Source organism: Sulfitobacter sp. G5_S2_6_S6 (assembly GCF_054968505.1).
Genome location: NZ_JBQKUI010000015.1, coordinates 1 through 25,664, shown reverse-complemented (window position 1 = coordinate 25,664; position 25,664 = coordinate 1). Strand labels below are relative to the sequence as shown.

Annotated in this window: 25 protein-coding genes; 18 read left to right on the top strand and 7 right to left on the bottom strand. The window is 59.6% G+C overall.

The window, feature by feature from the left end; translation table 11 throughout:
- Positions 1-3: 3 nt before the first annotated feature.
- From ACTRWK_RS16845 to coxB, 6 genes are all read right to left on the bottom strand, one after another.
- On the bottom strand, positions 4-684 hold the full coding sequence (locus ACTRWK_RS16845; RefSeq protein ID WP_288959624.1) for an SURF1 family protein: 681 nt from the start codon (positions 682-684) through the stop codon (positions 4-6).
- Between the two features lie 120 nt (positions 685-804).
- Positions 805-1,608, bottom strand: a complete 804-nt coding sequence (locus tag ACTRWK_RS16840; protein ID WP_005851694.1) for a cytochrome c oxidase subunit 3 — start codon at positions 1,606-1,608, stop codon at positions 805-807.
- A gap of 23 nt (positions 1,609-1,631) precedes the next feature.
- Positions 1,632-2,207, bottom strand: coding sequence for a cytochrome c oxidase assembly protein (locus tag ACTRWK_RS16835; protein ID WP_289081406.1), 576 nt, complete (start codon positions 2,205-2,207; stop codon positions 1,632-1,634).
- Positions 2,207-2,383 carry a hypothetical protein gene (locus ACTRWK_RS16830; protein ID WP_005851690.1) on the bottom strand — a complete coding sequence of 59 codons (177 nt, stop codon included), beginning with the start codon at positions 2,381-2,383 and terminating at the stop codon, positions 2,207-2,209. The genes ACTRWK_RS16835 and ACTRWK_RS16830 overlap by 1 nt, the downstream gene beginning before the upstream one ends.
- On the bottom strand, positions 2,383-3,318 hold the full coding sequence (gene cyoE, locus ACTRWK_RS16825; protein WP_064216761.1) for a heme o synthase: 936 nt from the start codon (positions 3,316-3,318) through the stop codon (positions 2,383-2,385). Before cyoE ends, ACTRWK_RS16830 begins: the two co-directional genes overlap by 1 nt.
- A gap of 63 nt (positions 3,319-3,381) precedes the next feature.
- Positions 3,382-4,278 carry a cytochrome c oxidase subunit II gene (gene coxB, locus ACTRWK_RS16820; protein ID WP_005851687.1) on the bottom strand — a complete coding sequence of 299 codons (897 nt, stop codon included), beginning with the start codon at positions 4,276-4,278 and terminating at the stop codon, positions 3,382-3,384.
- 179 nt (positions 4,279-4,457) lie between these two features.
- Between coxB and tldD the strand changes: the two genes are divergently transcribed.
- From tldD to ACTRWK_RS16790, 6 genes are all read left to right on the top strand, one after another.
- Positions 4,458-5,882: a metalloprotease TldD gene (tldD, locus tag ACTRWK_RS16815; RefSeq protein WP_180828741.1), complete on the top strand. Its 1,425-nt coding sequence runs from the start codon at positions 4,458-4,460 to the stop codon at positions 5,880-5,882.
- 156 nt (positions 5,883-6,038) lie between these two features.
- Positions 6,039-7,178, top strand: a complete 1,140-nt coding sequence (gene dprA / locus ACTRWK_RS16810; RefSeq protein ID WP_037943343.1) for a DNA-processing protein DprA — start codon at positions 6,039-6,041, stop codon at positions 7,176-7,178.
- A 245-nt stretch (positions 7,179-7,423) separates the two neighbouring features.
- Positions 7,424-10,090, top strand: a complete 2,667-nt coding sequence (topA, locus tag ACTRWK_RS16805; protein WP_289081407.1) for a type I DNA topoisomerase — start codon at positions 7,424-7,426, stop codon at positions 10,088-10,090.
- 102 nt (positions 10,091-10,192) lie between these two features.
- Complete coding sequence (locus ACTRWK_RS16800; protein WP_005851682.1) at positions 10,193-10,765, top strand: L,D-transpeptidase; 573 nt, start codon at positions 10,193-10,195, stop codon at positions 10,763-10,765.
- 203 nt (positions 10,766-10,968) lie between these two features.
- Positions 10,969-11,664: a CoA transferase subunit A gene (locus tag ACTRWK_RS16795; protein ID WP_005851680.1), complete on the top strand. Its 696-nt coding sequence runs from the start codon at positions 10,969-10,971 to the stop codon at positions 11,662-11,664.
- Complete coding sequence (locus ACTRWK_RS16790; RefSeq protein WP_009826130.1) at positions 11,664-12,290, top strand: 3-oxoacid CoA-transferase subunit B; 627 nt, start codon at positions 11,664-11,666, stop codon at positions 12,288-12,290. Before ACTRWK_RS16795 ends, ACTRWK_RS16790 begins: the two co-directional genes overlap by 1 nt.
- A gap of 76 nt (positions 12,291-12,366) precedes the next feature.
- On the opposite strand, the gene ACTRWK_RS16785 is transcribed toward ACTRWK_RS16790, so the two are convergent.
- Positions 12,367-13,158: a lytic transglycosylase domain-containing protein gene (locus tag ACTRWK_RS16785; protein WP_462844076.1), complete on the bottom strand. Its 792-nt coding sequence runs from the start codon at positions 13,156-13,158 to the stop codon at positions 12,367-12,369.
- Positions 13,159-13,533: 375 nt separating this feature from the next.
- Here ACTRWK_RS16785 and ACTRWK_RS16780 point away from each other — a divergent pair, with 375 nt between their 5' ends.
- The 12 genes from ACTRWK_RS16780 (at position 13,534) to ACTRWK_RS16725 (ending at position 25,629) form a co-directional block, all read left to right on the top strand.
- Positions 13,534-13,725, top strand: a complete 192-nt coding sequence (locus ACTRWK_RS16780) for a Flp family type IVb pilin (RefSeq protein WP_037943339.1) — start codon at positions 13,534-13,536, stop codon at positions 13,723-13,725.
- Between the two features lie 397 nt (positions 13,726-14,122).
- A complete protein-coding gene (gene cpaB / locus ACTRWK_RS16775; RefSeq protein ID WP_184583136.1) occupies positions 14,123-14,986 on the top strand; it encodes a Flp pilus assembly protein CpaB in 864 nt (287 codons plus the stop codon).
- Positions 14,987-15,197: 211 nt separating this feature from the next.
- Complete coding sequence (locus ACTRWK_RS16770; RefSeq protein WP_037943338.1) at positions 15,198-16,637, top strand: type II and III secretion system protein family protein; 1,440 nt, start codon at positions 15,198-15,200, stop codon at positions 16,635-16,637.
- Positions 16,624-17,328, top strand: a complete 705-nt coding sequence (locus tag ACTRWK_RS16765) for an OmpA family protein (protein WP_037943337.1) — start codon at positions 16,624-16,626, stop codon at positions 17,326-17,328. The genes ACTRWK_RS16770 and ACTRWK_RS16765 overlap by 14 nt, the downstream gene beginning before the upstream one ends.
- 272 nt (positions 17,329-17,600) lie before the next feature.
- Entirely contained in the window at positions 17,601-18,839 is a 1,239-nt protein-coding gene (locus tag ACTRWK_RS16760; RefSeq protein WP_005851672.1) for an AAA family ATPase, read from the top strand.
- Between the two features lie 39 nt (positions 18,840-18,878).
- A complete protein-coding gene (locus ACTRWK_RS16755) occupies positions 18,879-20,324 on the top strand; it encodes a CpaF family protein (RefSeq protein ID WP_037943335.1) in 1,446 nt (481 codons plus the stop codon).
- 12 nt (positions 20,325-20,336) lie between these two features.
- The gene (locus ACTRWK_RS16750; protein WP_005851670.1) at positions 20,337-21,299 is read left to right on the top strand and encodes a type II secretion system F family protein; all 963 of its coding nucleotides are present in this window, start codon (positions 20,337-20,339) and stop codon (positions 21,297-21,299) included.
- A gap of 12 nt (positions 21,300-21,311) precedes the next feature.
- Positions 21,312-22,268, top strand: coding sequence for a type II secretion system F family protein (locus ACTRWK_RS16745; protein ID WP_373276849.1), 957 nt, complete (start codon positions 21,312-21,314; stop codon positions 22,266-22,268).
- A gap of 56 nt (positions 22,269-22,324) precedes the next feature.
- The gene (locus ACTRWK_RS16740) at positions 22,325-22,879 is read left to right on the top strand and encodes a tetratricopeptide repeat protein (RefSeq protein WP_005851668.1); all 555 of its coding nucleotides are present in this window, start codon (positions 22,325-22,327) and stop codon (positions 22,877-22,879) included.
- 28 nt (positions 22,880-22,907) lie between these two features.
- Positions 22,908-23,762: a tetratricopeptide repeat protein gene (locus ACTRWK_RS16735; protein WP_037943332.1), complete on the top strand. Its 855-nt coding sequence runs from the start codon at positions 22,908-22,910 to the stop codon at positions 23,760-23,762.
- A gap of 3 nt (positions 23,763-23,765) precedes the next feature.
- Positions 23,766-24,260 carry a prepilin peptidase gene (locus ACTRWK_RS16730; protein WP_037943330.1) on the top strand — a complete coding sequence of 165 codons (495 nt, stop codon included), beginning with the start codon at positions 23,766-23,768 and terminating at the stop codon, positions 24,258-24,260.
- Between the two features lie 61 nt (positions 24,261-24,321).
- Positions 24,322-25,629 carry a hypothetical protein gene (locus ACTRWK_RS16725; RefSeq protein WP_005851665.1) on the top strand — a complete coding sequence of 436 codons (1,308 nt, stop codon included), beginning with the start codon at positions 24,322-24,324 and terminating at the stop codon, positions 25,627-25,629.
- Positions 25,630-25,664: the final 35 nt, after the last annotated feature.

Below are 25,664 nucleotides of genomic sequence, written 5' to 3'. Positions count from 1 at the left end.
GGGTCAGCTTTCGGTTTTGGGCGCGCGGCGGCGGCGCAAGAAGAACAGGCTCATCCCAAGCCAGATCGCGGCAAGAGAGAACCAAGTGATGGCATATTGCAAGTGGTCGTTGGGAATACGGGCGGTATCGACGGGCAACGGGCTGATCCCCGCTGGCTGAGGCGTGCTGCTGCGCGCAACCAGAAGAACGGGGTCGGTGCCAAGCGTTTGCGCCATATCCGGCACATCGCGGGCGAACCAGATGTTGCCCTTCAGGTCGGCCTCGGGGGTGAAGCTATCGGTTTCGCGCGGCCATTGCAGATTGCCCGTCACCGTCGCGGGGCCCAACGCGCGGGGGGCGTCCTTGTCCGTCGTCAGGACAAAGCCGCGGTCGACCATGATGCGGCGGCCATCCTCTAGCGTGAAAGGCGCGATGACGCGGTAGCCTGCGCCGACGTCTTTCTGGGACACAAGCACATGCACCTCGCCTGCGTCGAAGGAGCCGGTCACCGCGACGGGCAGATAGGCGTCATCCTCGGCGTTGACGGTAGGGGGCAGGTCGACGGGGGCGGCGGCGATGCGGGTGTTGATGTCGGCGATGATCGCCTCTTTCCACGCCAGCCGCTGGATCTGCCAAACGCCCAGCCAGATCAGGATAGCAGCCCCGCCAAGGCCGACAATCAGCAGGAATAGCGTACGACGCATAAAGCTCTCTTGAGGTTGGCACCCGTGGACGGGTGGCGGCAATGCAAAGGCGCGCAAGGTCCCCCTCGCGCGCCTGTTGCTTTTAGTGATTGCGGCCCGGTTTGCAAGCCGACTGCGGGCTTAGATGCCCCACATGTAGACGGCGAAGAAGAGGAACAGCCAGACCACATCAACAAAGTGCCAGTACCAGGCAGCGGCTTCGAAGCCTACGTGCTGCTCTTGGGTAAAGTGGCCTTTCATCGCGCGGAACAGGCAGACCGCAAGGAAGATCGTGCCGATCACAACGTGGAAACCGTGGAAGCCTGTCGCCATGAAGAAGCTGGAGAAGAACAGGTCGCCGCCGAAGGTCCAGTCGTCATGGGCCAGCAGTTCATAATATTCATAGGCCTGGAACGCGGTGAACAGCATGCCCAGAACGATCGCGATGGACAGGCCGGCGATCAGGTCTTTGCGGTTGTTTTCATGTACCAGCGCGTGATGTGCCCATGTGACAGCGCAGCCCGACAGCAGCAGGATCAGCGTGTTGATCAGTGGCAGGTGGAAGGCGTCAACAGGGATGATATCCGGCTGCACATATGTGGAGCCCGGGAATTCATCCATCGGGTACAGGGCTTCTTTGAAGAAGGTCCAGAACCACGCCACAAAGAACATCACTTCGGACATGATGAACAGGATGAAGCCATAGCGCAGACCGATGCGCACGACGTTGGTGTGATCGCCGACGTGGCTTTCAGCAACAACCTCGGACCACCATCCGAACATGCAGTACAGAACGGCAACCAGACCACCCAAGAAGACGAAGGGGGTTACATCGTGCATCCAGAAGACACCACCAACCAGCATGACACAGCCGGCGATGGAGCTGAGCAATGGCCATGTGGACGGCGGCAGAATGTGATAGTCATGGTTCTTTTCATGGGCCATTGGTTCAGTCCCTCACCTTTTTCTTAATTCAGGTTTGTCTCGCTGTCCTGATCGGGGGCTTCATAGTCCTCGGGCAGGTCAATTTCATAGAACGTATAAGACAGTGTGATCGTATGTACATACTTGCCATCACGGTCTTCGACGATTTCGGGGTCAACAAAGAAGCTGACGGGCATTTGAACACGCTCACCGGGGGCGAGCACCTGTTCAGTAAAGCAGAAACATTCGATCTTTTCAAAGAAGGCCCCGGCGGCATAGGGCGTCACGTTGTAGGACGCCTGCCCCGCGACGGGGTGATCGGTTGGGTTATAGGCCTCGTAGAACGCCAGCCCTGTCTCGCCGATGCGCAGTTCCATCTCGTTTTCGACGGGTTTGAATTCCCACGGCATGTCTTCGTTCAAGCTGCCGTCGAAACGCACCTTGATCGTCTGATCCAGCACCTCGCCCTCGGCTCCGGCGACCTGTCCCGGCGTCCCGCCAAAGCCGGTGACGCGGCAGAACCAGTCGTAGAACGGTACCGATGCCCAGGCCAGCCCGCCCATCAGGATGACGACAGAGACGGTTTGCACCACAGTTTTCGCGGGTCCGGACAGGGCCATCAGTTGCTCTCCTGTGTTTGAAGCTCACCACCGGGCAGATCGTTGAAATCGATGTTGGTGATTTTGACAAAGGTCAGCGCCATGACCAGCACGACGAAGGCGGCCAGCAGCAGACCGACGCCAAGGTTGCGCCCGCGGCGGCGTGTGTGAATCTCGTGTTCAGCGCGAATGCCCATTACCAGCCTCCCAAGCCGTAGCCCCGCAGGGTGGCCTCAAGCAAAATGGCACCGAAGTGCAAGAAGAGATACCATAGCGACAGGCGGAAGAACTTACGTTCAACGCGGAAATCATCGGCTTCGCTGTCGTCTTCATCACGCTGCCAGATGCGGAAGGCCCCGATCAGGAACAACAGGTTCAGCACGCCCGCGGTCGCCAGATAGATTGGCCCGCCGATCGAGGTGAAGCCGGTGCCGACCGCCAGAATGACCAGCAAAACAGTATAGGCCAGAATATGACGACGGGTAGAGCGGCGGCCGTGGGTCACGGTCAGCATCGGCACCTTCGCGTCGTCATAGTCATTGCGCATGAACAGCGCCAAGGCCCAGAAGTGCGGCGGGGTCCACATGAAGATCAGCGCGAACATCAGCCATGCCTCGACCGAAAAGCTGCCGGTGGCGATGATCCAGCCGATCACGGGCGGAAACGCACCCGCAGCACCGCCGATGACGATGTTCTGCGGCGTCGCACGCTTAAGCCACATGGAATAGAAAACGGCGTAGAAGAGGATCGTGAACAGCAGCATACCCGCGGCCAGCAGGTTGGCCGCCAGCCCCAGCATGACGACAGACATGCCCGAGAGCGCCACACCGATCGCCAGCGCTTCGCCGGGCTGGACGCGCCCCGACGGGATCGGGCGGCCTTGGGTCCGGCGCATGATCGCGTCGATGTCTGCGTCCCACCACATGTTCAGCGCGCCCGAGGCACCTGCCCCGATGGCGACAAACAGGATCGAGGCAAAGCCGATCACGGGGTGCACAGGCACCGGCGCGGCGAGCATGCCAACAAGTGCGGTAAATACCACCAACTGCATGACGCGCGGCTTCATCAGGGCGAAATAATCGCCGAACTGCGCCTCATACTCGCCCGCAGGTGTCGTGCTGGTATCTGTCATGCGATCTCTCATACAAAAGGAACCCGGGGCGCGCCTCGCGCACCCCGCATCAGCAATTGTGCCTTACTTGGACGCAACGGTCAGAGTCTGCGGGATGCCCGCATACTCTTCTTTCGCGTTGCCAAGCCACTCGGCATAGGCCTCTTCCGAGACGACTTTCACAGTGATCGGCATATAGGCGTGGGCGTTGCCGCACAGCTCGGAACACTGACCGAAGTACACGCCTTCTTTCTCGGCGGTGAACCATGTTTCCGCCAGGCGGCCGGGCACGGCGTCCTGTTTCACACCGAAGGCAGGCATCGCCCAGGAGTGGATCACGTCGGAACCGGTGACCTGAACAACGATGGTCTGACCGACAGGGATCACAACGGCGGTATCGGTCGCCAGCAGGAACTGCTGTTCGGTATAGCCGGCCGCTTCAAGCTGCGCGATCACTTCAGGTGTTTTGCGGTTTTCGCCGCCAACAGCCGGTGCACCGATCATATAGCTGTCAAAGCCAAAGCCCTCGTCGACATATTCATAGGACCAGTACCACTGGTTGCCGGTCGCTTTGATGGTCAGGTCGGCCTGCGGGATTTCCTGCTGACGGAACAGGATCGGCAGCGAATAGGCCCCGATCAGCACCAGAATCACGATCGGTGCGACGGTCCAGAGGATTTCAACCGGCGTGTGGTGTGTGAAGGATGCGGCAACGGGGTTGCGCTTGCGGTTATAGCGGATCGCCACCCAAAGGATCAGACCGGTCACGAAGATGGTGATCAAGGTGATGATGATCAGGATCAGGTGGTCCAGATCGTGGATGTCTTGCGCGACGCGGGTCACGGCTGGCTGAAAGCCCATCTTGCCGTCTACCGGCTCACCTATGATTTCCAGCCCGTCGATGCGAAGGTTTTCCTGCGCCATTGCTGGCACGGCGGAAAAAGCGGCCATGAGACCCGAAAAAGAGAGAAGATGTTTCATATGTCGTCCTGATCTTGTGACCATTGATAAGCGAATCCCAGCAGCACCCCGCAATTGGAGGCAGCTGTCCCGTTGTAATCTGTACGCTTACAATCATATTCTAACTTCAAGATAAAGACTTCTGCTTGCGTCAAACGGACGCGAAGCGATTTTTATGACACGATTCAGGGAACATTTTTATGAGCCAGCCGCCTTTCAACCCCTTTGAGGCGCAGCTTGACCGTGACGCCGCGCTGTCCATCCTGCGCGACGCTGTGGCAGGTGCCGACGACGGGGAACTGTTTTTCGAACGCCGGCGGTCTGAAGGGTTGGTGTTTGACGACGGGCGGCTGAAAACGGCCAGCTACGATGCCTCCGAAGGCTTTGGCTTGCGGGCGGTGCGGGGCGATGTCTCCGGCTATGCTCACTCGACCGAGATCACCGAAGCCGCCCTGCGCCGCGCAAGCGAGACGGCGCGGCTGGCCGTGGGTGCGGGGGGCGGCACATGGGCGGATGCGCCAGCCGCGACCAATCAAAAGCTCTATACCGACGAAGATCCGATCGCGGGCGCGGCCTTTCCCGTCAAGGTCGACACCCTGCGCGAGATCGACGATTTCGCCCGCAGCCTTGATGCGCGTGTCGTGCAGGTTTCTGCCTCTATCTCTGCCTCTATACAGGAGGTCGAGATTCTGCGCCCCGAGGGCACCTCTGTCCGCGATGTGCGCCCGATGACGCGGGTGAACGTGTCGGTCATTGTCGAACAGGATGGCCGCCGCGAAAGCGGGACCGCCGGTGGCGGCGGGCGTGTCGGGCTGGACGGACTGTTGGACCCCGCCGACTGGCAGGCCAAAACGCGCGAAGCCCTGCGCATCGCCTGCGTCAACCTGCGTGCCGTGCCCGCGCCTGCGGGCGTCATGGATGTTGTGCTTGGCCCCGGCTGGCCCGGCATCTTGCTGCACGAGGCCATCGGTCACGGATTGGAAGGAGATTTCAACCGCAAGGGCTCAAGCGCCTTTGCCGGACTCATGGGCCAACGCATCGCCGCCAAAGGCGTGACGGTGCTGGATGATGGCACCCTCCCCGATCGGCGCGGGTCTATCTCTGTTGATGACGAAGGCACGCCCTCCGCCAAGAATGTGCTGATCGAGGACGGTGTGCTGGTAGGCTATATGCAGGACCGGCAGAACGCCCGGCTGATGGGCGTGGCCCCGACCGGCAATGGCCGCCGCGAATCCTATGCCCACACCCCGATGCCGCGCATGACCAACACCTATATGCTGGGCGGTGACGTGGCCCCCGGTGATATCGTCGCGGACCTCAAGGACGGCATCTATGCGGTCGGTTTTGGCGGCGGGCAGGTGGATATCACCAACGGCAAGTTCGTTTTCTCCTGCACCGAAGCCTACCGTGTGCGCAATGGCGTGGTCGGGGACCCCGTCAAAGGGGCAACGCTGATCGGAGACGGGGCCACGGCGCTGCAACAGATCCGCGCCATCGGCAATGATCCCACGCTGGATCCGGGCATGGGCAACTGCGGCAAGGCGGGCCAATGGGTGCCCGTGGGCGTTGGACAGCCCACATTGATGATCGGCGGCCTGACCGTCGGCGGTGCCGCTGCCGCCTAAGTGAAAACGGATTACCGGAATGCACTTAGGTGCTCCGGTGATCCGATACCGGATCGCACACCGAAGAAGATTAGTAGTTCGGATTAAACCTTCGCCGTTCACGTTTCGTTAAGCAGCTTTGCCTAAAGCTGGTGAGGCAACGGACGGAGACGCGGGATGACTGACAGGAACAACACTCCCTCCTCTTCCACGCCCCCCTTGGTCCCACCCACCCTGGAAGACGACAGCTTTGCGCGGCTTCGTCTGTTGCGCTCGCGCCGTGTCGGCGTTGTCACCTATTACCGCATGCTGCGCGAATACGGCACCGCATGCGCCGCGCTTGAGGCGTTGCCCGACGTCGCCCGCGCCGCAGGTGTGAAAGACTATCGCATCTGCCCCGAGAATGTCGTCCACGCAGAGCTGCGCGCGGCAAAGGCCGCGAACGCGCGCTTGATTGCCCATGATTGCGCAGCCTATCCCCCTCATCTGGCAGAGCCCGACGACGCCCCCCCGTTTCTATGGGCGATCGGAGATATCGAGCTGCTGCACCGCCCCTTGGTGTCGATTGTGGGCGCGCGAAACGCCTCATCGCTCGGGACGCGCATGGCCCGCGCCTTGGCATCCGGTTTGGGTGAGGCGGGGTTTACGGTCGTCTCGGGATTGGCGCGGGGGATTGATGCCGCGGCGCATCTGGCGACGCTCGAATCCGGCACAATCGCGGTTCAAGCGGGGGGCGTCGATGTGATCTATCCGGTAGAGAATACGACGCTTGCCCAAGATATCGCGGCCCAAGGGCTGCGCATTTCGGAACAACCGATGGGGCTGCAACCGATGGCGCGGCATTTCCCCAGCCGCAACAGGATCATCGCAGGGCTAAGCCGCGCAACGGTCGTGGTCGAAGCGGCGGCTAAATCCGGCAGCCTGATCACCGCCCGTGACGCGCTGGATCAGGGGCGAGAGGTGCTTGCCGTGCCCGGCCACCCCTTCGATGCCCGTGCCGCGGGCTGCAACATGCTGATCCGTGACGGGGCGGCGCTGGTGCGCAATGCCGCAGATGTGATTGATCAACTGGGGCCGGCAAAAGCTCCCGCCGCCAGCCCGCCCATTTCCCAAGCAGCCGCCCCCGCGCCCCAGCGCGACATTGCAGCGCTGCACACCGATATATTGTCACGCCTTGGCCCCAGCCCCGTTGCCGAAGACCAGCTGCTGCGCGATCTGGCGGTCGCACCGGGGATCGCCACACCTGTTCTGGTCGAGCTTGAGTTGAACGGGCATATCCTGCGCCATGCAGGCGGGCTGGTATCCCGCGCGGACTGAGCGTGACGCGGCCGCAGATCGGGGGCCAGCCCCCGCTTTGGAGAACCTCCAAAGCGCCCCCGGGATTTAGACCATCTGGAAGCCGGAACCGCGGCCGGATTGCACCGTGAAACACCCCCGAAAAGGCGCTTTATAACCCGTGTATCAAAGGGCGCGCGCTGTTCTGCGGATTGACAAACTTCGCTTCACGCCACATGTCACAGCATAAGCCACGCGAATTAATTTGATCCAAGGTGCCGAATTTTATGCCAGTTGTCGTCGTCGAATCACCTGCCAAAGCTAAAACGATCAACTCGTATCTCGGCAGTGATTACACCGTGCTTGCGTCCTACGGCCACGTCCGCGATCTGCCGCCCAAAGACGGATCGGTCGACCCGGAAAACGGGTTCGACATGACTTGGGAAGTCGCCGCAGCAAGCAAGAAACACGTCAAAGCCATCGCTGATGCGCTGAAAGACGACAACGCATTGATCCTCGCGACTGACCCTGATCGCGAAGGCGAAGCGATCAGCTGGCACCTGCAAGAGGCGCTGACCAAACGCAAGTCGATCAAGAAGGACACACCGGTCAGCCGCGTGGTGTTCAACCAGATCACCAAAAAGGCCGTGACCGAGGCGATGGCGAACCCGCGTCAGGTCGATATGCCACTGGTCGAGGCCTATCTGGCACGGCGCGCGCTGGATTATCTGGTGGGCTTCAACCTGTCGCCCGTCCTATGGCGCAAATTGCCCGGCGCGAAATCGGCGGGGCGGGTACAGTCGGTCACCTTGCGGCTGATCGTCGAGCGCGAGATGGAGATCGAGGCCTTCCGCAACCGCGAATACTGGAGCGTCAAGGCGCTGGTCGCCACGCCGCGCGGGCAAGAGTTCGAGGCCCGTCTGGTGACGCTTGCCGGTAAGAAGCTGGACCGTTTTGATCTTGGCAATGAAACCCAGGCCGAGATGGCGGTACAGGCGATTACCAGTCGCGATCTGACGGTTACCAGCGTCGAGGCGAAACCCGCGAGCCGCAACCCCTCGGCCCCGTTCATGACCTCGACGTTGCAGCAGGAAGCCAGCCGCAAGTTCGGCATGGGCGCACGCCAGACCATGAGCACGGCGCAGCGGCTCTATGAAGCCGGTCACATCACCTATATGCGGACCGACGGCATCGACATGGCCCCCGAAGCGATCACGATGGCACGGGACGCTATCTCGGACCGGTTCGGGGCGGAGTATGTCCCGTCTGAGCCGCGCATTTACAAGAACAAGGCCAAGAACGCGCAAGAGGCGCACGAATGTGTGCGCCCCACCGACATGACCAAAGATGCCGACGCGCTGAAACTGACCGAACCGGATCAACGCAAGCTGTACGACTTGATCTGGAAGCGCACGCTGGCCTGCCAGATGGAAAGTGCCCGTCTGGAACGCACCACGGTAGAGATCGGCAGCAAGGATGAACAGGTCGGGCTGCGCGCCACCGGTCAGGTGGTGAAATTCGACGGCTTCCTGCGCGTCTACGAAGAAGGCCGCGATGATGTCGTGGACGAGGATGACAAGCGCCTGCCGCAGATCACCCAAGGTGACAAGATGGACAAACGCGCCGTCACGCCAGAGCAGCACTTTACCCAGCCGCCCCCCCGCTACACCGAAGCGACATTGGTCAAGCGCATGGAAGAGCTGGGAATCGGGCGCCCGTCGACCTACGCCAGCGTTGTCACGACCATTCAGGACCGCGAATACGTTCGCAAGGAAGGCAACCGTCTGTTCCCCGAGGACAAGGGCCGTTTGGTGACGGCCTTCCTCGAGAATTACTTCCGCAAATATGTGGGCTATGACTTCACCGCCGATCTGGAAAACCAGCTTGATAAGGTGAGCGCGGCGGATGCCGACTATAAGGATGTGCTGGGCCGGTTCTGGCAGGATTTCTCGGCTGCGATTGCCGAAACAGCCGATTTGCGCATCACCGAGGTGTTGGAGAAGATCAACGAGGTACTCGAGCCGCATCTCTTCCCGCCCAATGAGGATGGCAGCGACCCGCGCCTGTGCCCCAACTGCGAGATCGGGCGTTTGTCCATGCGCACGGCACGGTCCGGCGGCGCATTCATCGGCTGTTCGAACTACCCTGAATGCCGCTATACCCGCCCCTTCGGCCCGCCCGACCCCGAGGCAGAAGCCTCGGCTATTCCGCCCGATGGCAAACTGCTGGGCGAGGATATGGGTGACGAGATTCGCGTGTTCAAAGGGCGCTTCGGCCCTTATGTGCAGCGCGGCCCCGTCACCGAAGAGAACAAAAAACCGCCGCGTCAATCGGTGCCCAAGGACTGGCCCGCCGAAGAGCTGGAGCTGGAACGCGCTGTCATGCTGCTGTCGCTGCCGCGTGAGATCGGCCCGCACCCAGAAGATGGGGTGATGGTCTGGGCAAATATCGGGCGCTACGGTCCCTATATCAAACACGCCGACAGCACGTCGAACCGTGGCGGGACCAATGCGAACCTCGAAAGTCTGGACGAGGTGTTCACCGTTGGCATGAACCGCGCCGTGCAATTGCTGGCCGAGAAAGTCGCCAGCCGTGGCGGGCGTGGCAAAGCGGCAAAACCGATCCGCGAGATGGGCGAACACCCTGATCTGGGCGGCGAGGTCAACATCATGGAAGGCAAATACGGGCCTTATGTGAAGTGGGAAAAAGTCAACGCCACCATCCCCAAAGAGGTCGAGCCTGCCGATCTGACCATGGAACGTGCGGTTGAGTTGATCGAGGAAAAGCTGGCGAAATCCCCTGCCAAGCGCAAAGCCGCAACCAAGAAGCCCGCAGCAAAGAAAACCGCTGCGAAAAAGGCTCCGGCCAAGAAAACGGCTGCCAAGAAGGCCCCCGCAAAGAAACCAGCGGCCAAAAAGGCACCCGCAAAATCGGCCGCCGCACCGGAAGAGTGAGAGCGCAACTCACATATTCATGAAATGACATATATGTGAGTTGCCCCGCCCTGCCCTTGCTGCTTTTACCTGTGACAATCGCCACGGTAGAAGGACATAAAGATGGCAGAGCAGACATTCTCAAGACGCGGGTTGATCCTGACAGCGGGCGCGGCGCTTTTCACGCCGGCCCTATTGCGCGCACAGACGCCGGTGCCAGAGATTGCGGCACCGGTACGTCATAACACCAATGGATTTTCCAGCCAGAACTGGCAGGACCACTTTGATACATTGGGCAAAGCCGCGATCGTGGCTGATACCTCTTCCCGCGCGCTGCACTATTGGGGCGGCGATGGCGAGACCTACAAGATTTACCCGACCTCCGTGCCCCGCAGCGACGAACTGACCAAACGCGGCTACACCCGCATTGTGCGCAAACGTGTCGGGCCCGACTGGACACCGACACCCAGCATGATCGAACGCGACCCCGATCTGAAGTATATGCCGCCCGGTCCGGACAACCCGCTTGGCACCCATGCGATGTACCTCAGCTGGCCCGCCTATCTGATCCACGGCACCCATGACACGCGCAAGATCGGGCGGCAAAGCTCGGACGGGTGCATCGGGCTTTACAACCACATGATCGAGGCGCTGTACCAGATTGCCCCCATCGGCACGCAGGTACGCATCGTCTGACCTCGCTGCGGGCTGCACTGGCCCCGCAACGACAGCTGCCCACCCGACGCAGGGTGGGCGCACATTCCCCCGAATTTTCCGGCAAGCTTCTCTGGTACCGCTGACATTAGCGTCGGCGGTTTGACACGTTCGTTACGCCGCGTCATAGAAGTCGTATAACGATAATACGACAGGGCCGTGAGCCTCTCTTGAAAGGAGCCGGAATGAAGAAAATCTATGGAAGCGCTGCCGAGGCGCTGGAAGGCGTGCTGCACGATGGCATGCTGATCGCAGCGGGGGGCTTTGGCCTTTGCGGTATTCCCGAACTGCTGCTGAACGCGATCCGGGACGCGGGCACCAAGGATTTGACCTTTGCCTCGAACAATGCGGGCGTAGATGATTTCGGCATCGGTATCTTGTTGCAGACCAAGCAGGTCAAGAAAATGATCAGCTCTTACGTCGGCGAGAACAAGGAATTCATGCGCCAGTATCTCGGCGGCGAGCTTGAGCTGGAATTCAACCCGCAAGGCACCTTGGCCGAACGTATGCGTGCGGGTGGTGCGGGCATCCCCGGTTTCTATACCAAAACTGGCGTTGGCACCGTGATCGCCGAAGGCAAAGAGCACAAGGATTTCGACGGCGAGACCTATATCCTTGAGCGGGGCATCGTTGCGGATCTGGCGATTGTCAAAGCGTGGAAAGCGGATGACACTGGGAACCTCGTGTTCCGCAAGACTGCGCGCAACTTCAACCCGCCAGCGGCCATGTGTGGCAAGATCTGCATCGCCGAGGTCGAAGAGATCGTTCCCCGTGGCAGCCTTGGCGGCGACGCGATCCATCTGCCCGGCATCTATGTGCACCGCATCATTCAGGGTGATCACGAGAAACGCATCGAACAGCGCACAGTGAGGACGGCATAATGGCTTGGGATCGCAATCAAATGGCGGCACGCGCCGCGCAGGAACTGCAAGACGGTTGGTATGTGAACCTTGGCATCGGGATTCCGACGCTGGTGTCCAACTACATCCCCGATGGGATGGATGTGACCTTGCAGTCGGAAAACGGCATGTTGGGCATGGGGGCTTTCCCCATCGAGGGCGAAGAAGACGCCGACCTGATCAACGCAGGCAAGCAGACCATCACCGAGCTGGATCGCACCTCGTATTTCGACAGCTCGACCTCCTTCGGGATGATCCGCGGCGGCAAGATCGCCATGGCCATTCTGGGCGCGATGGAAGTGGCTGAAAACGGCGACCTCGCCAACTGGATGATCCCCGGCAAGCTGGTCAAAGGCATGGGCGGCGCGATGGATCTGGTCGCGGGTGTGGGCCGCGTTGTGGTGGTCATGGACCACGCCAGCAAGCATGGCGACAGCAAGGTACTGAAAGAATGCACCCTGCCGCTGACCGGCAAGAACGTCGTTGACCGCATCATCACCAATCTAGGTGTGCTGGATGTCGTTGAAGGCGGGCTGAAGATCGTTGAATGCGCCGATGGCGTCACCGAAGACGAACTGCGCGCCGCGACCGAAGCGACAATCGTCTAATCTGCTGACGCGATGAACGACGAGGGGCGCAGCCAGCGATGGCCGCGCCCCTTTTTACATCCACCCCGAACTGGCGTCAGTTCATCGCCGCAAAGACACACCCGTCCGAAATCAGCTCGGGCGGGGTCTGGCACAGGCCCTTGGCGACCTGAAAAGCGGCCAGCACCTTGGGCACATAGTCACGGGTTTCGGCAAAAGGCGGCACGCCCGCGTGCTTGTGCACGGACCCTTCGCCCGCGTTATAACCGGCCAGCACCAAGATCGGATCGCGGTCAAATTCGCCCATCAGCCAATCAAGATATTTTACGCCGCCCGCGATATTCTGCGTCGGGACCATACTATCGGTCACCCCAAAGCGGGACGCTGTATCAGGCATCAGCTGCATCAACCCTTGCGCCCCCGCCCCGCTGATGGCATCGGGCCGCCCTGCGGATTCAACCGTGATCACCGCGAGCACAAGCGCAGGTGACACCTGTGTCCCGATCGTAGAGCGGAGGATGTCGATCCCGTTGGCCTTGGCGATCTCTTGCATCTGTTGCATGCGTGGCGCGGGGATTTTGCTGCTGGCGGTTGCCAGCGTGATCATCGCGGCCTCCAGCCGGCCCGGGCCAGATTTCTCGACCGCCGGAGAGACACGATCCCAGAACCAATCATACTGCCCCGGTGACGCCGGCACGATGGCACCGGAGTCGGTTGCGACCACATCGGGGACGTCGTCTGCCTTGGGTTCGATAAAGACATTGATCCGGTTGGTACTGCCCGGCTTGGGCGGCTTCACACGTTTTGCCTCGAACTTGGGAAACGGCTTGGGCGCGTCTGCCCAGACAGCCGAGGCCGCCAGCATCCCCACCATCAAAGATACGGTCATTCGTCGAAACATCGCTGCCTGCACTGATTATTTAATGCTCTTTTTCAGCAATCTCGCACGGAAACCCTCGCCAAACCAACCAAACATGGCAGGGAACATGGCGATTTCGCCATAATTGATGCAATCCTGCCCCGCTTCCCATCAAGGATAACAAAAAATGAAGACGGAAAATCTTTTCGTATCAGCGGGCTACAATAATTCTGCCAAAAACCGACCCTGAAAAACGAAATGTCACAATTGCCGCCAAATTCGTGCCCCATTCACAAGGCTATATAGGCTCATACCAAGTCAGCCAGATGCGGAATTGAGAGAGAAGCATCGAAACGGACGACAGGGTTGAGATTGAAAACTTTATGATCCTTGGAGGGACATACCATGATGAACTTTATCAAGAACTTCAAAAACGACGAATCCGGCGCTGTGACTGTTGACTGGGTTGTTCTGACCGCCGCCGTTGTTGGCCTGGCCGTCGCAGCTTACTCCTCGATCGAAACAGGCGCTTCCAACCTGACATCGAAAACCAACTCCTACATGGGGACACAAAACCCTGGCAGCATCGGCGGCTAAGCGTTCGTCACACCACGAAATTTCGCTGGCCGCATTCTGCTCGACAGAATGCGGCCAGTTTTTTTAGACCTTCATCACGCAAGGCAAAACAATGCTCTCGAAGCTTATCAAATTCTGGCGAAGCCCAAGCGGTGCGGTCACAGTTGACTGGGTTGTTTTATGCGCAGCGGTGGTATCTCTGGCGGTTCTCATTGTCGTCAGCATGACTACCGGAACTGTGGATCTAGCAGACAGGGTGATGACCCAGACGCCGGGCGACATCTAACCCAATCCACCACTATAATGACCCAGCTTGGCCGCGGATTATCCATAGTCTGAACACAATCACCGCCTATCCATTGGTATAAGTTTCGCGCCGCGTCTTGGGACCGGCACACACTCAAGAGAGGTAAGTAACATGCGGATGGTTTTTGGACTGGTCCTGCTCGCCGGTATCGCTTTGGCAGGTGGTGCTGTGTATCTAGCAAAGGGCCGCATCGGACAATATCAAGCAGCACACCAACAGGCCCAAGAGGCTCTTGCGCAGATCGTGCCGACGGTTGGTGTATACGTGGCCAACGGGCCGCTGAAATACGGGCAGCGCCTGACCCGCGAAGATGTGCGGCAGGTAAAATGGCCCGAGGATGCGATCCCCGAAGGCACATTTATCGAAGAAGCAGCGCTTTTCCCCGAAAACAGCGATGACCTGCGTGTCGTACTGCGTGCGATGGAAAAAGACGAAGCCATCATGGCGGTGAAGGTGACCGAACCCGGTGCCGATACCGGCCTCACCTCGCAGCTGGAACGGGGCAGCCGTGCTTTCGCGATCCGCGTCGATGTATCAAGCGGCGTCTCGGGCTTCCTGCGCCCCGGTGACCGTGTCGATGTCTACTGGACCGGCCGCATCAACCGCGGCGGCAACGACCGCGCCGATACCGGAGACGTGACCAAGCTGATCGAGGCAGGCGTCAAGATCATCGCGATCGATCAAAGCGCCGGCGGCGAACGCAGCGAAGCGGCCATTGCGAATACTGTGACTGTTGCCGTTCAGCCCTATCAAGTTGCCGCATTGGCACAGGCCCAATCGACGGGTGACCTATCCCTCTCGCTCGTCGGGGCAGAGGATGACACCGTCGCCGGCGAGATCGAAGTCGACCAGCGCCGACTGCTCGGCCTGACAGAAGAAACGGTCAAAGTCGAAACAACTACAGAAAAAGTCTGCACCATCCGGACCCGTCGTGGTGCCGAAGTGGTCGAAATCCCGATCCCCTGCACCAACTGATCTGCTTATCAGGCAGGGCAAATACGGACCTCAGCAACGCCGCGCATCACTTTGCGCGGCGTTTTGCCATTTCGGATATGTTGCTGTTAATCCACATATACCCGCCACCCCCTGTCATTGATTCTTGCAAAAAAACGCAAAGGACCGCACAGTGTCGCAAACGGCGGGCGCAAAGACCCTATTTTGAGGCGTGATCACAAAGGCAGGTCACATGAAAATCGATAAGTTTATTAAAGCAGCCCTATTGGGACTGACCATTGGCGCGATGCCATTTGCATTGACGGCTCCGATCGACGCGCAGGCCAACACGCTCCGCGTGGTCAAGAAGGGCACCAACCGTGTGTTGGAAGTCCCGATGAACCGCGCGGTTGTGGTTGAAAGCGATATCCCCTTTGCCGAGCTTAGCATCGCCAATCCGGGGATCGCAGATATCTCATCCCTCTCCGATCGCACCATCTATGTGCTGGGCAAATCCCCTGGCCTGACCACGCTGACCCTGCTGGATGCGGCCGGTCAGTTGATCACCAACGTGGATGTGCGCGTCGCGGCGGATGTCTCTGAATTCAAGGAACGCCTGCGGCAGATCCTGCCTGGCGAAAAGATCGAAGTGCGCACAGCCAACGACGGTATCGTCCTGTCGGGCATCGTGTCGTCGACCCAACGCCTGCAGCGCGCCCTTGATCTGGCCGAACGCTACGCGCCAGAACGCGTCTCCAACCTGATGAGCGTCGGCGGCATCCAGCAGGTGATGATGAAAGTCCGCTTTGCCGAGATGAGCCGATCTGTCTCCAAATCCTTAAGCGCGTCGCTCGCGTTGAACGGGCTGGTGGGCAATGATCTTGCGATCAACGGCGGGACCAATACGACAAATACATCAGGCGCGATTGCAAACTCTCTTGGCGGCACGACACCTGCGTCCAACAGCAACGCAGGCGCGGTACTGTTCGGCTTCAACGCAGGGTCCACCCAAGTCGGCCTGCTGCTTGAAGCGCTTGAGCAGAAGGGCGCCGTACGCTTCCTTGCCGAACCGAACCTCGTCGCGCTGTCCGGGCAAGAGGCGACGTTCCTCGCCGGTGGCGAATACCCCGTGCCTGTCGCCCAGACCGGCGACCAGATTTCGGTGCAGTACAAACCCTTCGGCGTAGAGATGAGCTTTATCCCCCGTGTCGTGGATAAAGACCTGATTAACCTCGAACTCAAAGCTGCTGTGTCGGCGATTGATGCCAGCAACAGCGTGTCCTTGGGCAATGGTTTCGACATCTCGGCCTTTACCCGCCGCGAAACCTCGACCACGGTTGAAATGCGCGACGGCGAAAGTTTTGCGATCGCGGGTCTGCTGACCGACGATTTCACCGATAACTCCAGCCAGCTACCCTGGATCGGCGATGTGCCTGTATTGGGCGCGTTGTTCCGTAGCGCGAACTATCAGCGCAGCCAGTCCGAACTGGTGATCATTATCACGGCCCATCTTGTGACCCCCACCCGCGGCGAGGCTTTGGCCCTGCCAACCGACCGGATCAAACCGCCCACGGAAAGCGAATTGTTCCTGTCAGGTCGCACGTCCAAAGGCAGCACAGCACCCACCAAAGGGGCGGCAGGCGAGGTTGCCAAACAGGACTTTAGCGGGTCATATGGCTATGTATTGGATTGATCAGATGACTTCAGCGATCCCTTCGACAGGCAAAATCACCGGGTTATGCGCCGCTTTGGCGATGACCGTAGCAGGCTGTGTCAGCAGCCCTGATCCGGTCTATACCCAGTTCCACCGCGAAGCAGGATCCCTGACCGATCTGGGCACCTTCGGAAACGCCACGCTGAACAACCGTTTGGTGATGACAGGCGAACGCCAGTACACCTTCGATCTGGCCAACCGCTTTGCCGGCGAAGTCGAATCCACGGTGACCTTTGCCTTTAACTCGGCCCAGCTGGACGGGGCCGCGCAGGCCGTGCTGCGGCGCCAAGCGGGATGGATCCGCCAGTTCCCCGAGGTCCGCTTCCGCGTGTATGGCCATACCGATGCCGTCGGTTCGAACAGCTACAACAAGGCGTTGGGCCTGCGCCGAGCACAATCCGTTGTTGCGTTTCTGTCAACGCAAGGCATCAGCCGCAGCCGTCTTGAGGCCGTTGTTTCCTTTGGCGAAACACAGCCGTTGATCGTGACACAGGGCCGCGAACGGGCGAACCGTCGCACAGTGACCGAAGTCAGCGGCTTTGTCGGGCGTCATCCCACCGTTCTGGACGGCAAATACGCGCAGATCATCTATCGCGATTACGTTGCCAGCGCCGTGCCGCCGACTCAGCTATCGGGCGGCGCGACATCGACCGGAACCACGACGGAATAGCCGGATAAAAGATACCTCGTGAAAGGCCTGATCGTCGCTGACGGTCGGGCCTTTTGCGTTTCAATCCGGCAAATCCCTGCGGATCGTTTCAAAAGACCAAACAATAGAAACTATTTAGCCCCAATCTTGCCCAACTTGGCAGGGATATTCACTGCAATAGGACAGTTGCGCCCGGCCACCGTGGTCTGACGCAGGGGACCGCAAGGCAAAGAATAGGGCGACGCCCGATTAGCCCTTGCCGCGCCCCAAAGAGAAGAAGGGGAAGTTTAGGTATGAGCAGCAGTATGCCACAGATTGACGCACCACAGATCATCGCCTGCACTGTCAGCCGTGATGTACAGAACTTTGACCTGCTGATCGAGGATATGGAATCAGCTTTGGGCGAAGCCTGGGGTGATCTCGGCTTTTCTGAAAGCCTCGCTTTTTTCAGCCAGCCCGAAGCGGCGACGCTCGAGCTGATTGCACTGGCGCTTGATTCCGAGGACGAAGAGAACCTGCCGATGATGTCCGAAATCATCTCGCAGGCGAAATCGCGTCATATCAAGGTGATCCTGATCGCCGAAGACATGTCCCCGGCCTCGCTCCATTCTCTATTGCGTCAAGGTGCGGATGAATTCGTACCCTACCCGCTGCCCGAAGGCGAATTGGCGGCGACCATCGAACGTCTGCGCGCAGGGCCCGAGCCCAAAGCCGAACACATCGAGGCAGGCCCCAAGCTGAAACCCGGTGCCGATAAAGACGGCGCTGTGATCGTGGTACATGGTTTGGCCGGTGGCACCGGTGCGACCAGCATGGCCGTTAATCTGGCGTGGGAACTGGCGACGTCCGACAAAAAGAACCCGCCAAAGGTCTGCCTGCTGGATTTCGATCTGCAGTTCGGGGCCGTGGCGACCTATCTGGACCTGCCGCGCCGCGAAGTCGTCTATGACATGCTGATCGAGACAGACGAGATGGACGAGGAAAGCTTTGGTCAGGCCCTGCTGACCTATGAAGACACGCTTCAGGTCCTGACCGCCCCCGCCGATATGCTGCCGCTTGATCTGATCACCTCGGAAGATGTGACGCGGATTCTGGATATGGCGCGCAACCAGTTCGACTACGTTGTTGTCGATATGCCGTCGACGCTGGTGCAATGGACCGAAACCGTGCTGAGCAATGCGCATGTCTATTTTGCCATGCTCGAACTGGATATGCGCTGCGCCCAAAACGCCCTGCGTTTCAAACGAGCGCTGCAATCCGAAGAGCTGCCGGTCGAAAAGCTGCGCTATGTCATGAACCGCGCGCCGAAATTTACCGACCTTAACGCCAAAGCGCGGGTCAAACGGATGGCAGAAAGCCTTGGTATTTCCATCGACGTGCAGCTGCCTGATGGCGGCAAGCAAGTGACGCAGGCCAACGACCACGGTCTGCCGCTCGCCAATACCGCCGCCAAGAACCCACTACGTCGCGAGATCGCAAAGCTCGCGTCTTCTATCCACGACCTCAAGGCTGACGAAGCCAAAGCCGCCTGATCCGGCCCAAGCGCCAGATAATTTAGAAAGAGTATTCAGATGTTCTCGAAGTATAAAAAGCCAGGTGACGTTGCCGTAGCCACACCCGCCCCAAAGGCGAAGGCTCCCGCGCCCCAGCAACAGCCAGAGGAAGCGGTCGCGCCCAAACCCGCCAGCATGCGCCGCGTGGCTCAAGCTGCAACCGTCGCCCCGCAGGATCGCGACGTGAAGCGCAAGCAACGCATGAGCGACATCAAGCTCGAACTGCACCGTGCCCTGCTTGAGAACCTGAACCTCGCCGCCCTTGAACATGCCTCGGAGCAGGATCTGCGCAGCGAGATCAACGAAATCTCGACCGAGATTCTGGCCGAGAAATCCATCGTATTGAACCGCGAAGACCGCGTTCAACTGAACTCCGAACTGTATGACGAGGTGACCGGCCTCGGCCCGCTGGAAACGCTGCTGAAAGACGACAGCGTCAACGATATTCTGGTTAACGGCCCGCAACAGATCTTCGTGGAACGCGCGGGTAAACTGCAGCTGACCGACGTGACCTTCAAAGACGAAAAGCACCTGCTGCGGATCATCGACAAGATCGTTTCCGCCGTTGGCCGTCGCGTCGATGAAAGCAACCCTTATGTCGATGCGCGCTTGAAAGACGGCTCGCGTTTCAACGCTATGGTCCCGCCGATTGCCGTGGACGGCAGCCTTGTCTCCATTCGTAAGTTTAAGAAAGACAAACTGGGCATTGATGATCTGGTAAGCTTTGGGGCCTTCTCGGAAGAGATGGCAGCCTATCTGCAAGCCGCCGTCGCCACCCGTCTGAATATCATCGTCTCGGGCGGTACAGGTTCTGGTAAAACCACCACGCTGAACGCGCTGTCATCGTTTATTGCCAACGATGAACGTATCCTGACCATCGAAGACACCGCCGAACTGCAACTGCAACAGACCCATGTGGGCCGCATGGAAAGCCGCCCACCCAACGTTGAAGGCAAGGGCGAGGTATCCCCCCGCGACTGTCTGAAAAACGCCCTGCGGATGCGTCCTGACCGGATCATCGTCGGCGAGACGCGCGGCGAGGAAGTGATCGACATGCTGCAGGCGATGAACACCGGCCACGACGGGTCGATGACCACGATCCACGCCAACTCTGCCCGCGATGGTGTCAGCCGTCTGGAAAACATGATCGCCATGGCCGGTATCGAAATGCCGCTGAAAGCGGTCCGCAGCCAGATCTCGTCGGCTGTGAACCTGATCGTACAAGCATCGCGCTTGCAGGACGGGTCGCGCCGCATGACCTCGATTACCGAAATCACCGGCATGGAGGGCGACGTGATCTCTATGCAGGAAATCTTCCGCTTTCAGCGCGTCGGCCTGACGCCCGAAAACAAGATCATCGGCCACTTCACCGGCACCGGCGTGCGCAGCCACTTCTCTGAACGTTTCAAGATGTGGGGCTATGACCTTCCATCGTCGATCTATGAACCCGTTGTGGTCAAGTAAGGATTATCAATCATGAGTGCAGAACCCATTATCTATGGCCTGATCTTCGTCGGTGTCCTTGTGCTGGTCGAAGGGCTGTATCTGGTCGCTTTCGGTAAATCCATCAGCCTCAACAGCAAAGTCAACCGCCGGCTTGAAATGCTGGAAAAAGGGGCCCGCCGCGAAGAGGTTCTGGACAAGCTGCGCAAGGAAATGCAGCAGCACATGGATAATAAATCCATTCCGGTCTATTCCCTGCTCGCCGAGAAAGCACAAAAGGCCGCGATCGCCTTTGCGCCGAAACAGCTGATCATGATCATGGCCGGCCTTTCGGTCGTCGCCTTTCTGGGGCTGACCATCGGCACCAATACCGAAGTGCCCGTGCGCATCCTGATCTCTGTCGGGATCGGTGTCGGGGCGGTATTTTTCTGGATCTCGTCCAAAGCGAAAAAGCGCATGGACATGATCGAAGAGCAGCTGCCTGACGCGGTGGAACTGATGGTGCGGTCGCTGCGCGTGGGCCACCCTTTCACCAGCGCGATCTCTATCGTGTCGAAGGAAATCCAGGACCCGCTGGCGTCGGAATTCGGCGTGATCGCCGATGAAACCGCCTATGGCCGCGATATTGGCGAGGCGCTCAAGGATATGGCCGAACGGCTTGATATGCAGGATTTGCGCTTCCTCGCGGTGGCTGTGACCATCCAGCAGCAATCGGGGGGTAACCTTGCTGAAATCCTTGCGGGGTTGGCCAAGGTCATCCGCGCCCGCTTCCGCCTGTTCCGTCGCGTGCGCGCCATCACCGCCGAAGCAAAATGGTCCGGCAAGTTCCTGTCCGCCTTCCCGATCCTCGCGCTGATCGTGATCAAACTCGGTGACCCGCATTACTATGACGAAGTCATGACCCACCCGCTGTTCATCCCCGGCTGTATCGCGGTTGTCCTGTTCCTATCGCTTAACCTCATCGTCATGCGCAAGCTGACCGATATCAAAGTCTAAGGGGGCCTCACTGTGAATTTCCTCAACTCACTCGACACCGCACTTGGTCCCATGGGCTGGATCGCCATTCTGGGCGCATTGGGCCTGACCATGGTGGGCGCAACGCTTGTCATGATCCTGCGCCAGCCCGAAGACCCTTTGGCCAAGCTCAAACGTAGCCAGACCGAGGCTGCCGATGCAGGCAAACAACAGCGCCTGCGCCAGTCGGACCGCAACGAGAAGCTGCAAAAATTCGCCAAATTCCTCGAACCCGAAGACGTGGAAGAGCTCAGCGCCAAGGCGCTGCTGCTGCGTCAGGCGGGCTATAGCTCGCGCGATGCGGTACGGTTCTTTCACTTTGCACAGATGGCGCTTGGTATTGCCGGGCTGGTGATCGGCACCGTCTACATCAACTTCCTTGGCGGCGGCGAAGGCATGACTACCAACAAGATGATGCTGTATACCGTGGGCCCCGGCGGTATCGGATATTTCCTGCCGCGCTATTGGGTGACCCGCCGCGTCGCCGAGCGGAAAGAGGAAATCACACGCGGTTTTCCCGATGCGCTGGACATGATGCTCGTCTGCGTCGAAGCCGGCCAGTCGCTTGATCAATGTATCGTCCGCGTGGCCCGCGAATTGCGCGCCTCCTACCCTGCGCTGGCGGAAGAGTTCGAAATCGTCGCCTATGAGATGAAGGCCGGTAAAGACAAGGTCAGCGTGCTGAACGCCATGGGCGAACGCTGCGGCGTGCAAGATGTGTCGTCCTTTGTGACGGTGCTGGTACAATCCGCCGCCTTCGGCACATCCATCGCCGACGCGCTGCGGGTCTATGCCGCCGAGATGCGCGACAAACGCGTGATGCGCGCCGAAGAGGCCGCAAACAAGTTGCCAACCAAGATGACACTTGCCACAATGATGCTGACCGTTCCTCCGCTGCTGATCATTCTGGTCGCGCCATCGGTGATGAACATTACCAAACTAGGTCAGTAAGGCTCTGCATGATCCACATTCCCAAGCGCGCGTTACCCTTCAGGCTCGCGCTTTGTATGACCCTGATCGCCGGATTGGCCGCTTGCTCTGCAGGCGGTCTTTCCGCGTTTGGGGGCAAGCGCGCCAGCCCTGACAACCCCTTTGCCCCCGGTGTCAACACCCGCAAGGACGCCGAAGACGGGGTAGAGGTCGCCCACCGTCTCATGCGCGCGGGCGAATACGAACTGGCCATCCGCGCCTTCAACCGCGCGGCGCTCGCCTCCCAGTTGGACGCCGAAATCCTGTCGGGACTGGGCAGCGCCAACCTTGGGCTGGGGCGATTGGGTCAGGCGGAAAAGCTGCTGCGCGACGCTGTAGAAAAGGACGAAACCCACCCCGAGGTCTGGAATAATCTCGGCGTTGTGTTGATGGAACGCGGCAAACTCGCCGAAGCCCAGCTGACCTTTCGCAAGGCCTATGCGCTCGATAATGGCGAAAGTGACGCAATCCGTGACAATTTGCGCTTAGCACTCGCAAAATCGGAAAACTCTGTTACGATCCCGGATCAAGAAGACAGTTATAAATTGGTGCGGCGCGGCTCGGGCGACTATCTGGTTCGGCCAGCATCATAACGAGGCAGAGCAGTAAAAGGACGCAAAAATGCGCCACCCTATCCTATTGGCCGCCTGCATTGCAGGCGTCGTCGCAGTAGCAGGCTGCGGCAAGAAATCCGGCGAGGATACCGTCACCCGCGCCTTCCAGGACGTGAACGTCGTGGATGAAAGCAACCTCAACGATGTGATGCTGACAGTGGCCGACCCGAACGAGGCGGTCAGCTATTTCACCCGCACCGCGCAGGAAAATCCCGACCGCATCGACATCCAGCGCAGCTTGGGCAAATCCCTGATCCGCGCCAAACGCAACCAAGAGGCCGCATCGGTCTGGGGCAAAGTTGCCGCTTCCAAGGATGCCACCGCCGACGACAAGGTTGATTACGCCGATGCGCTGATCCGCGCGGGCGATTGGGCCAAGGCGGAAAAGACGCTGGATTCCGTCCCGCCCACCCATGAAACCTACAACCGCTACCGGCTTGAGGCGATCGTCGCTGACAGCAAGCAGGAATGGGACAAGGCCGACAGTTTTTACGAGATCGCCATTGGCCTGACCACCAAGCCCGGTTCGGTCATGAACAACTGGGGTTACTCCAAACTGACGCGCGGGGACTATCAGGCTGCCGAACGCCTTTTCGGCGAGGCCGTGAAGCAGGATTCAACGCTGTTTACCGCCAAGAACAACCTGATCCTCGCCCGTGGCGCGCAACGAGAATACAGCCTCCCCCCGATCGAGATGGACCAGACCGAGCGCGCGCAACTGCTGCACACCCTCGCCCTCTCCGCGATCAAGAAGGGCGACGTTGAAACCGGCAAAGGGTTGCTGCGTGACGCCATCAGCACCCACCCGCAGCACTTCGAGGCCGCCGTCCGGTCGCTGCGCGCGCTGGAAAACGCAGGCTAACGCGTGGAGATCACCAGCTCCGCAGCGCTGTGGTTTCTGCCCTTCGCGCTGCCCCTTTGTGCCTATACGATCTACACCGATCTGGCCTTTATGCGGATCACCAATGTCACGGTGATCGCATTGGCCGCCGTGTTTGTGCTGATCGGCCCGATTGCCCTGCCCTTTGACAGCTACCTCTGGCACCTGCTGGCGATGGTGGTGGCGCTTGTTGTGGGCATCTTCATGAACGCAGGCGGGCTGATGGGCGCGGGGGATGCGAAATTCATCGCCGCCGCCACGCCCTTTATCGCGCTCGGGGATGTGCGCTTTGTCATGGCGCTGTTCATGGCGACGCTGGTTGCCGCCTATATCATTCACCGCGCCGCCAAATATTCCCCTCTGCGCAAGCTTGCCCCGCAATGGGTCAGCTGGCACGAAGCCAAGAAATTCCCCATGGGCCTCGCCCTTGGAACTGTGCTTGCCGCATATTTAATGCTCGGTGCCTACTTCGGGGCCTGATTTCGCCATATTCAACCGCTACGCCTTGGGGCACGCCCGTGTCCCCATGAAAGAAGCCTTCATGAATATGCAAACCAGCGCCGTCATGGCCCCCCCTCCGCCGCGCACCATCCAAGAGATGAAGCTGCCCGTGGTGATGATGCGCGACATCATGATCAAGACGATGTTCCGCAAGAATGTCACCATGGTCAGCGAGCTCGCAGCAGCGATCTGCCTGCCGCTTCAGGTCACGCAGGAACTGGTGGATCTGTCGCGCGAACAACGCCTTCTCGAAGCGACGGGCACGCTTAACGCGAATAACGGCAATGAAATGGGCTACCAGCTGACCGATCTGGGCAAGGCCCGCGCGTTGGATGCCTTGGCGCAATCGGAATACTTCGGCCCGATGCCCGTGCCGCTTGATGTCTACCGCGAACAGATCAAGCGCCAGTCCGTGCGCAACATGCAGATCACCCGCGCAAAGCTCGAAGCCGCCATGGGCCATCTGGTGCTCCCGTCCGAACTGATCGGTAACCTTGGCCCAGCCGTGACGGCCGGTCGCTCCATCCTGATGTACGGCCCCCCCGGCAATGGTAAATCAAGCATCTCCAACGGGATTCGCGACGCGCTTGGTGACCGGATCTATGTCCCCCGTGCGATTGAATACGCCGGTCAGGTGATCACGGTCTATGACCCCATCGTGCACACCGCCATTTCCGAGGAAAAACAAGACCCGAAATCCCTGCGCCGCGTGACGCGCTTTGACACCCGCTATGTCAAATGCGAACGCCCCACAGTGATCACCGGGGGCGAACTGACGCTCGATATGCTTGATCTGGTCTACAACCCCACCGCACGGACCTATCAAGCCCCGCTGCAGCTGAAATCCACCGGCGGCATCTTCATCGTCGACGACCTTGGGCGCCAGGCAGAATCGCCACAGGCGCTGGTCAACCGCTGGATCGTGCCGCTGGAAGAAAACAAGGACATCCTCGCCCTGCAATCCGGCGAGAAGTTCGAAGTTCCCTTCGACACGCTGGTGGTCTTCTCGACCAACTTCCACCCCAATGAGATCTTCGACCAGGCCGCCCTGCGCCGGATCTTCTTCAAGATCAAGATCGACGGGCCCAATCAGGAAAACTTCCTCAAGATCTTCGCCATGGTCGCAAAGAAACGAAACATCAAACTGGACGAGGCGACGCTGATCCATTTGCTGAAAACGAAATACCCTACGATCAACAATGTTTTCGCCAACTATCAGCCGATCTTCCTGATCGACCAGATGATTTCCATCTGCGATTTCGAAGGTATCCCGCACCAGATGCGCCCTGATCTGATTGACCGTGCTTGGGCCAATATGTTCGTCGAGGATGAAACCATCGTCAGGTAGCACCGCGCTCGAAACGGCTGCGGGCATCCGCTTCA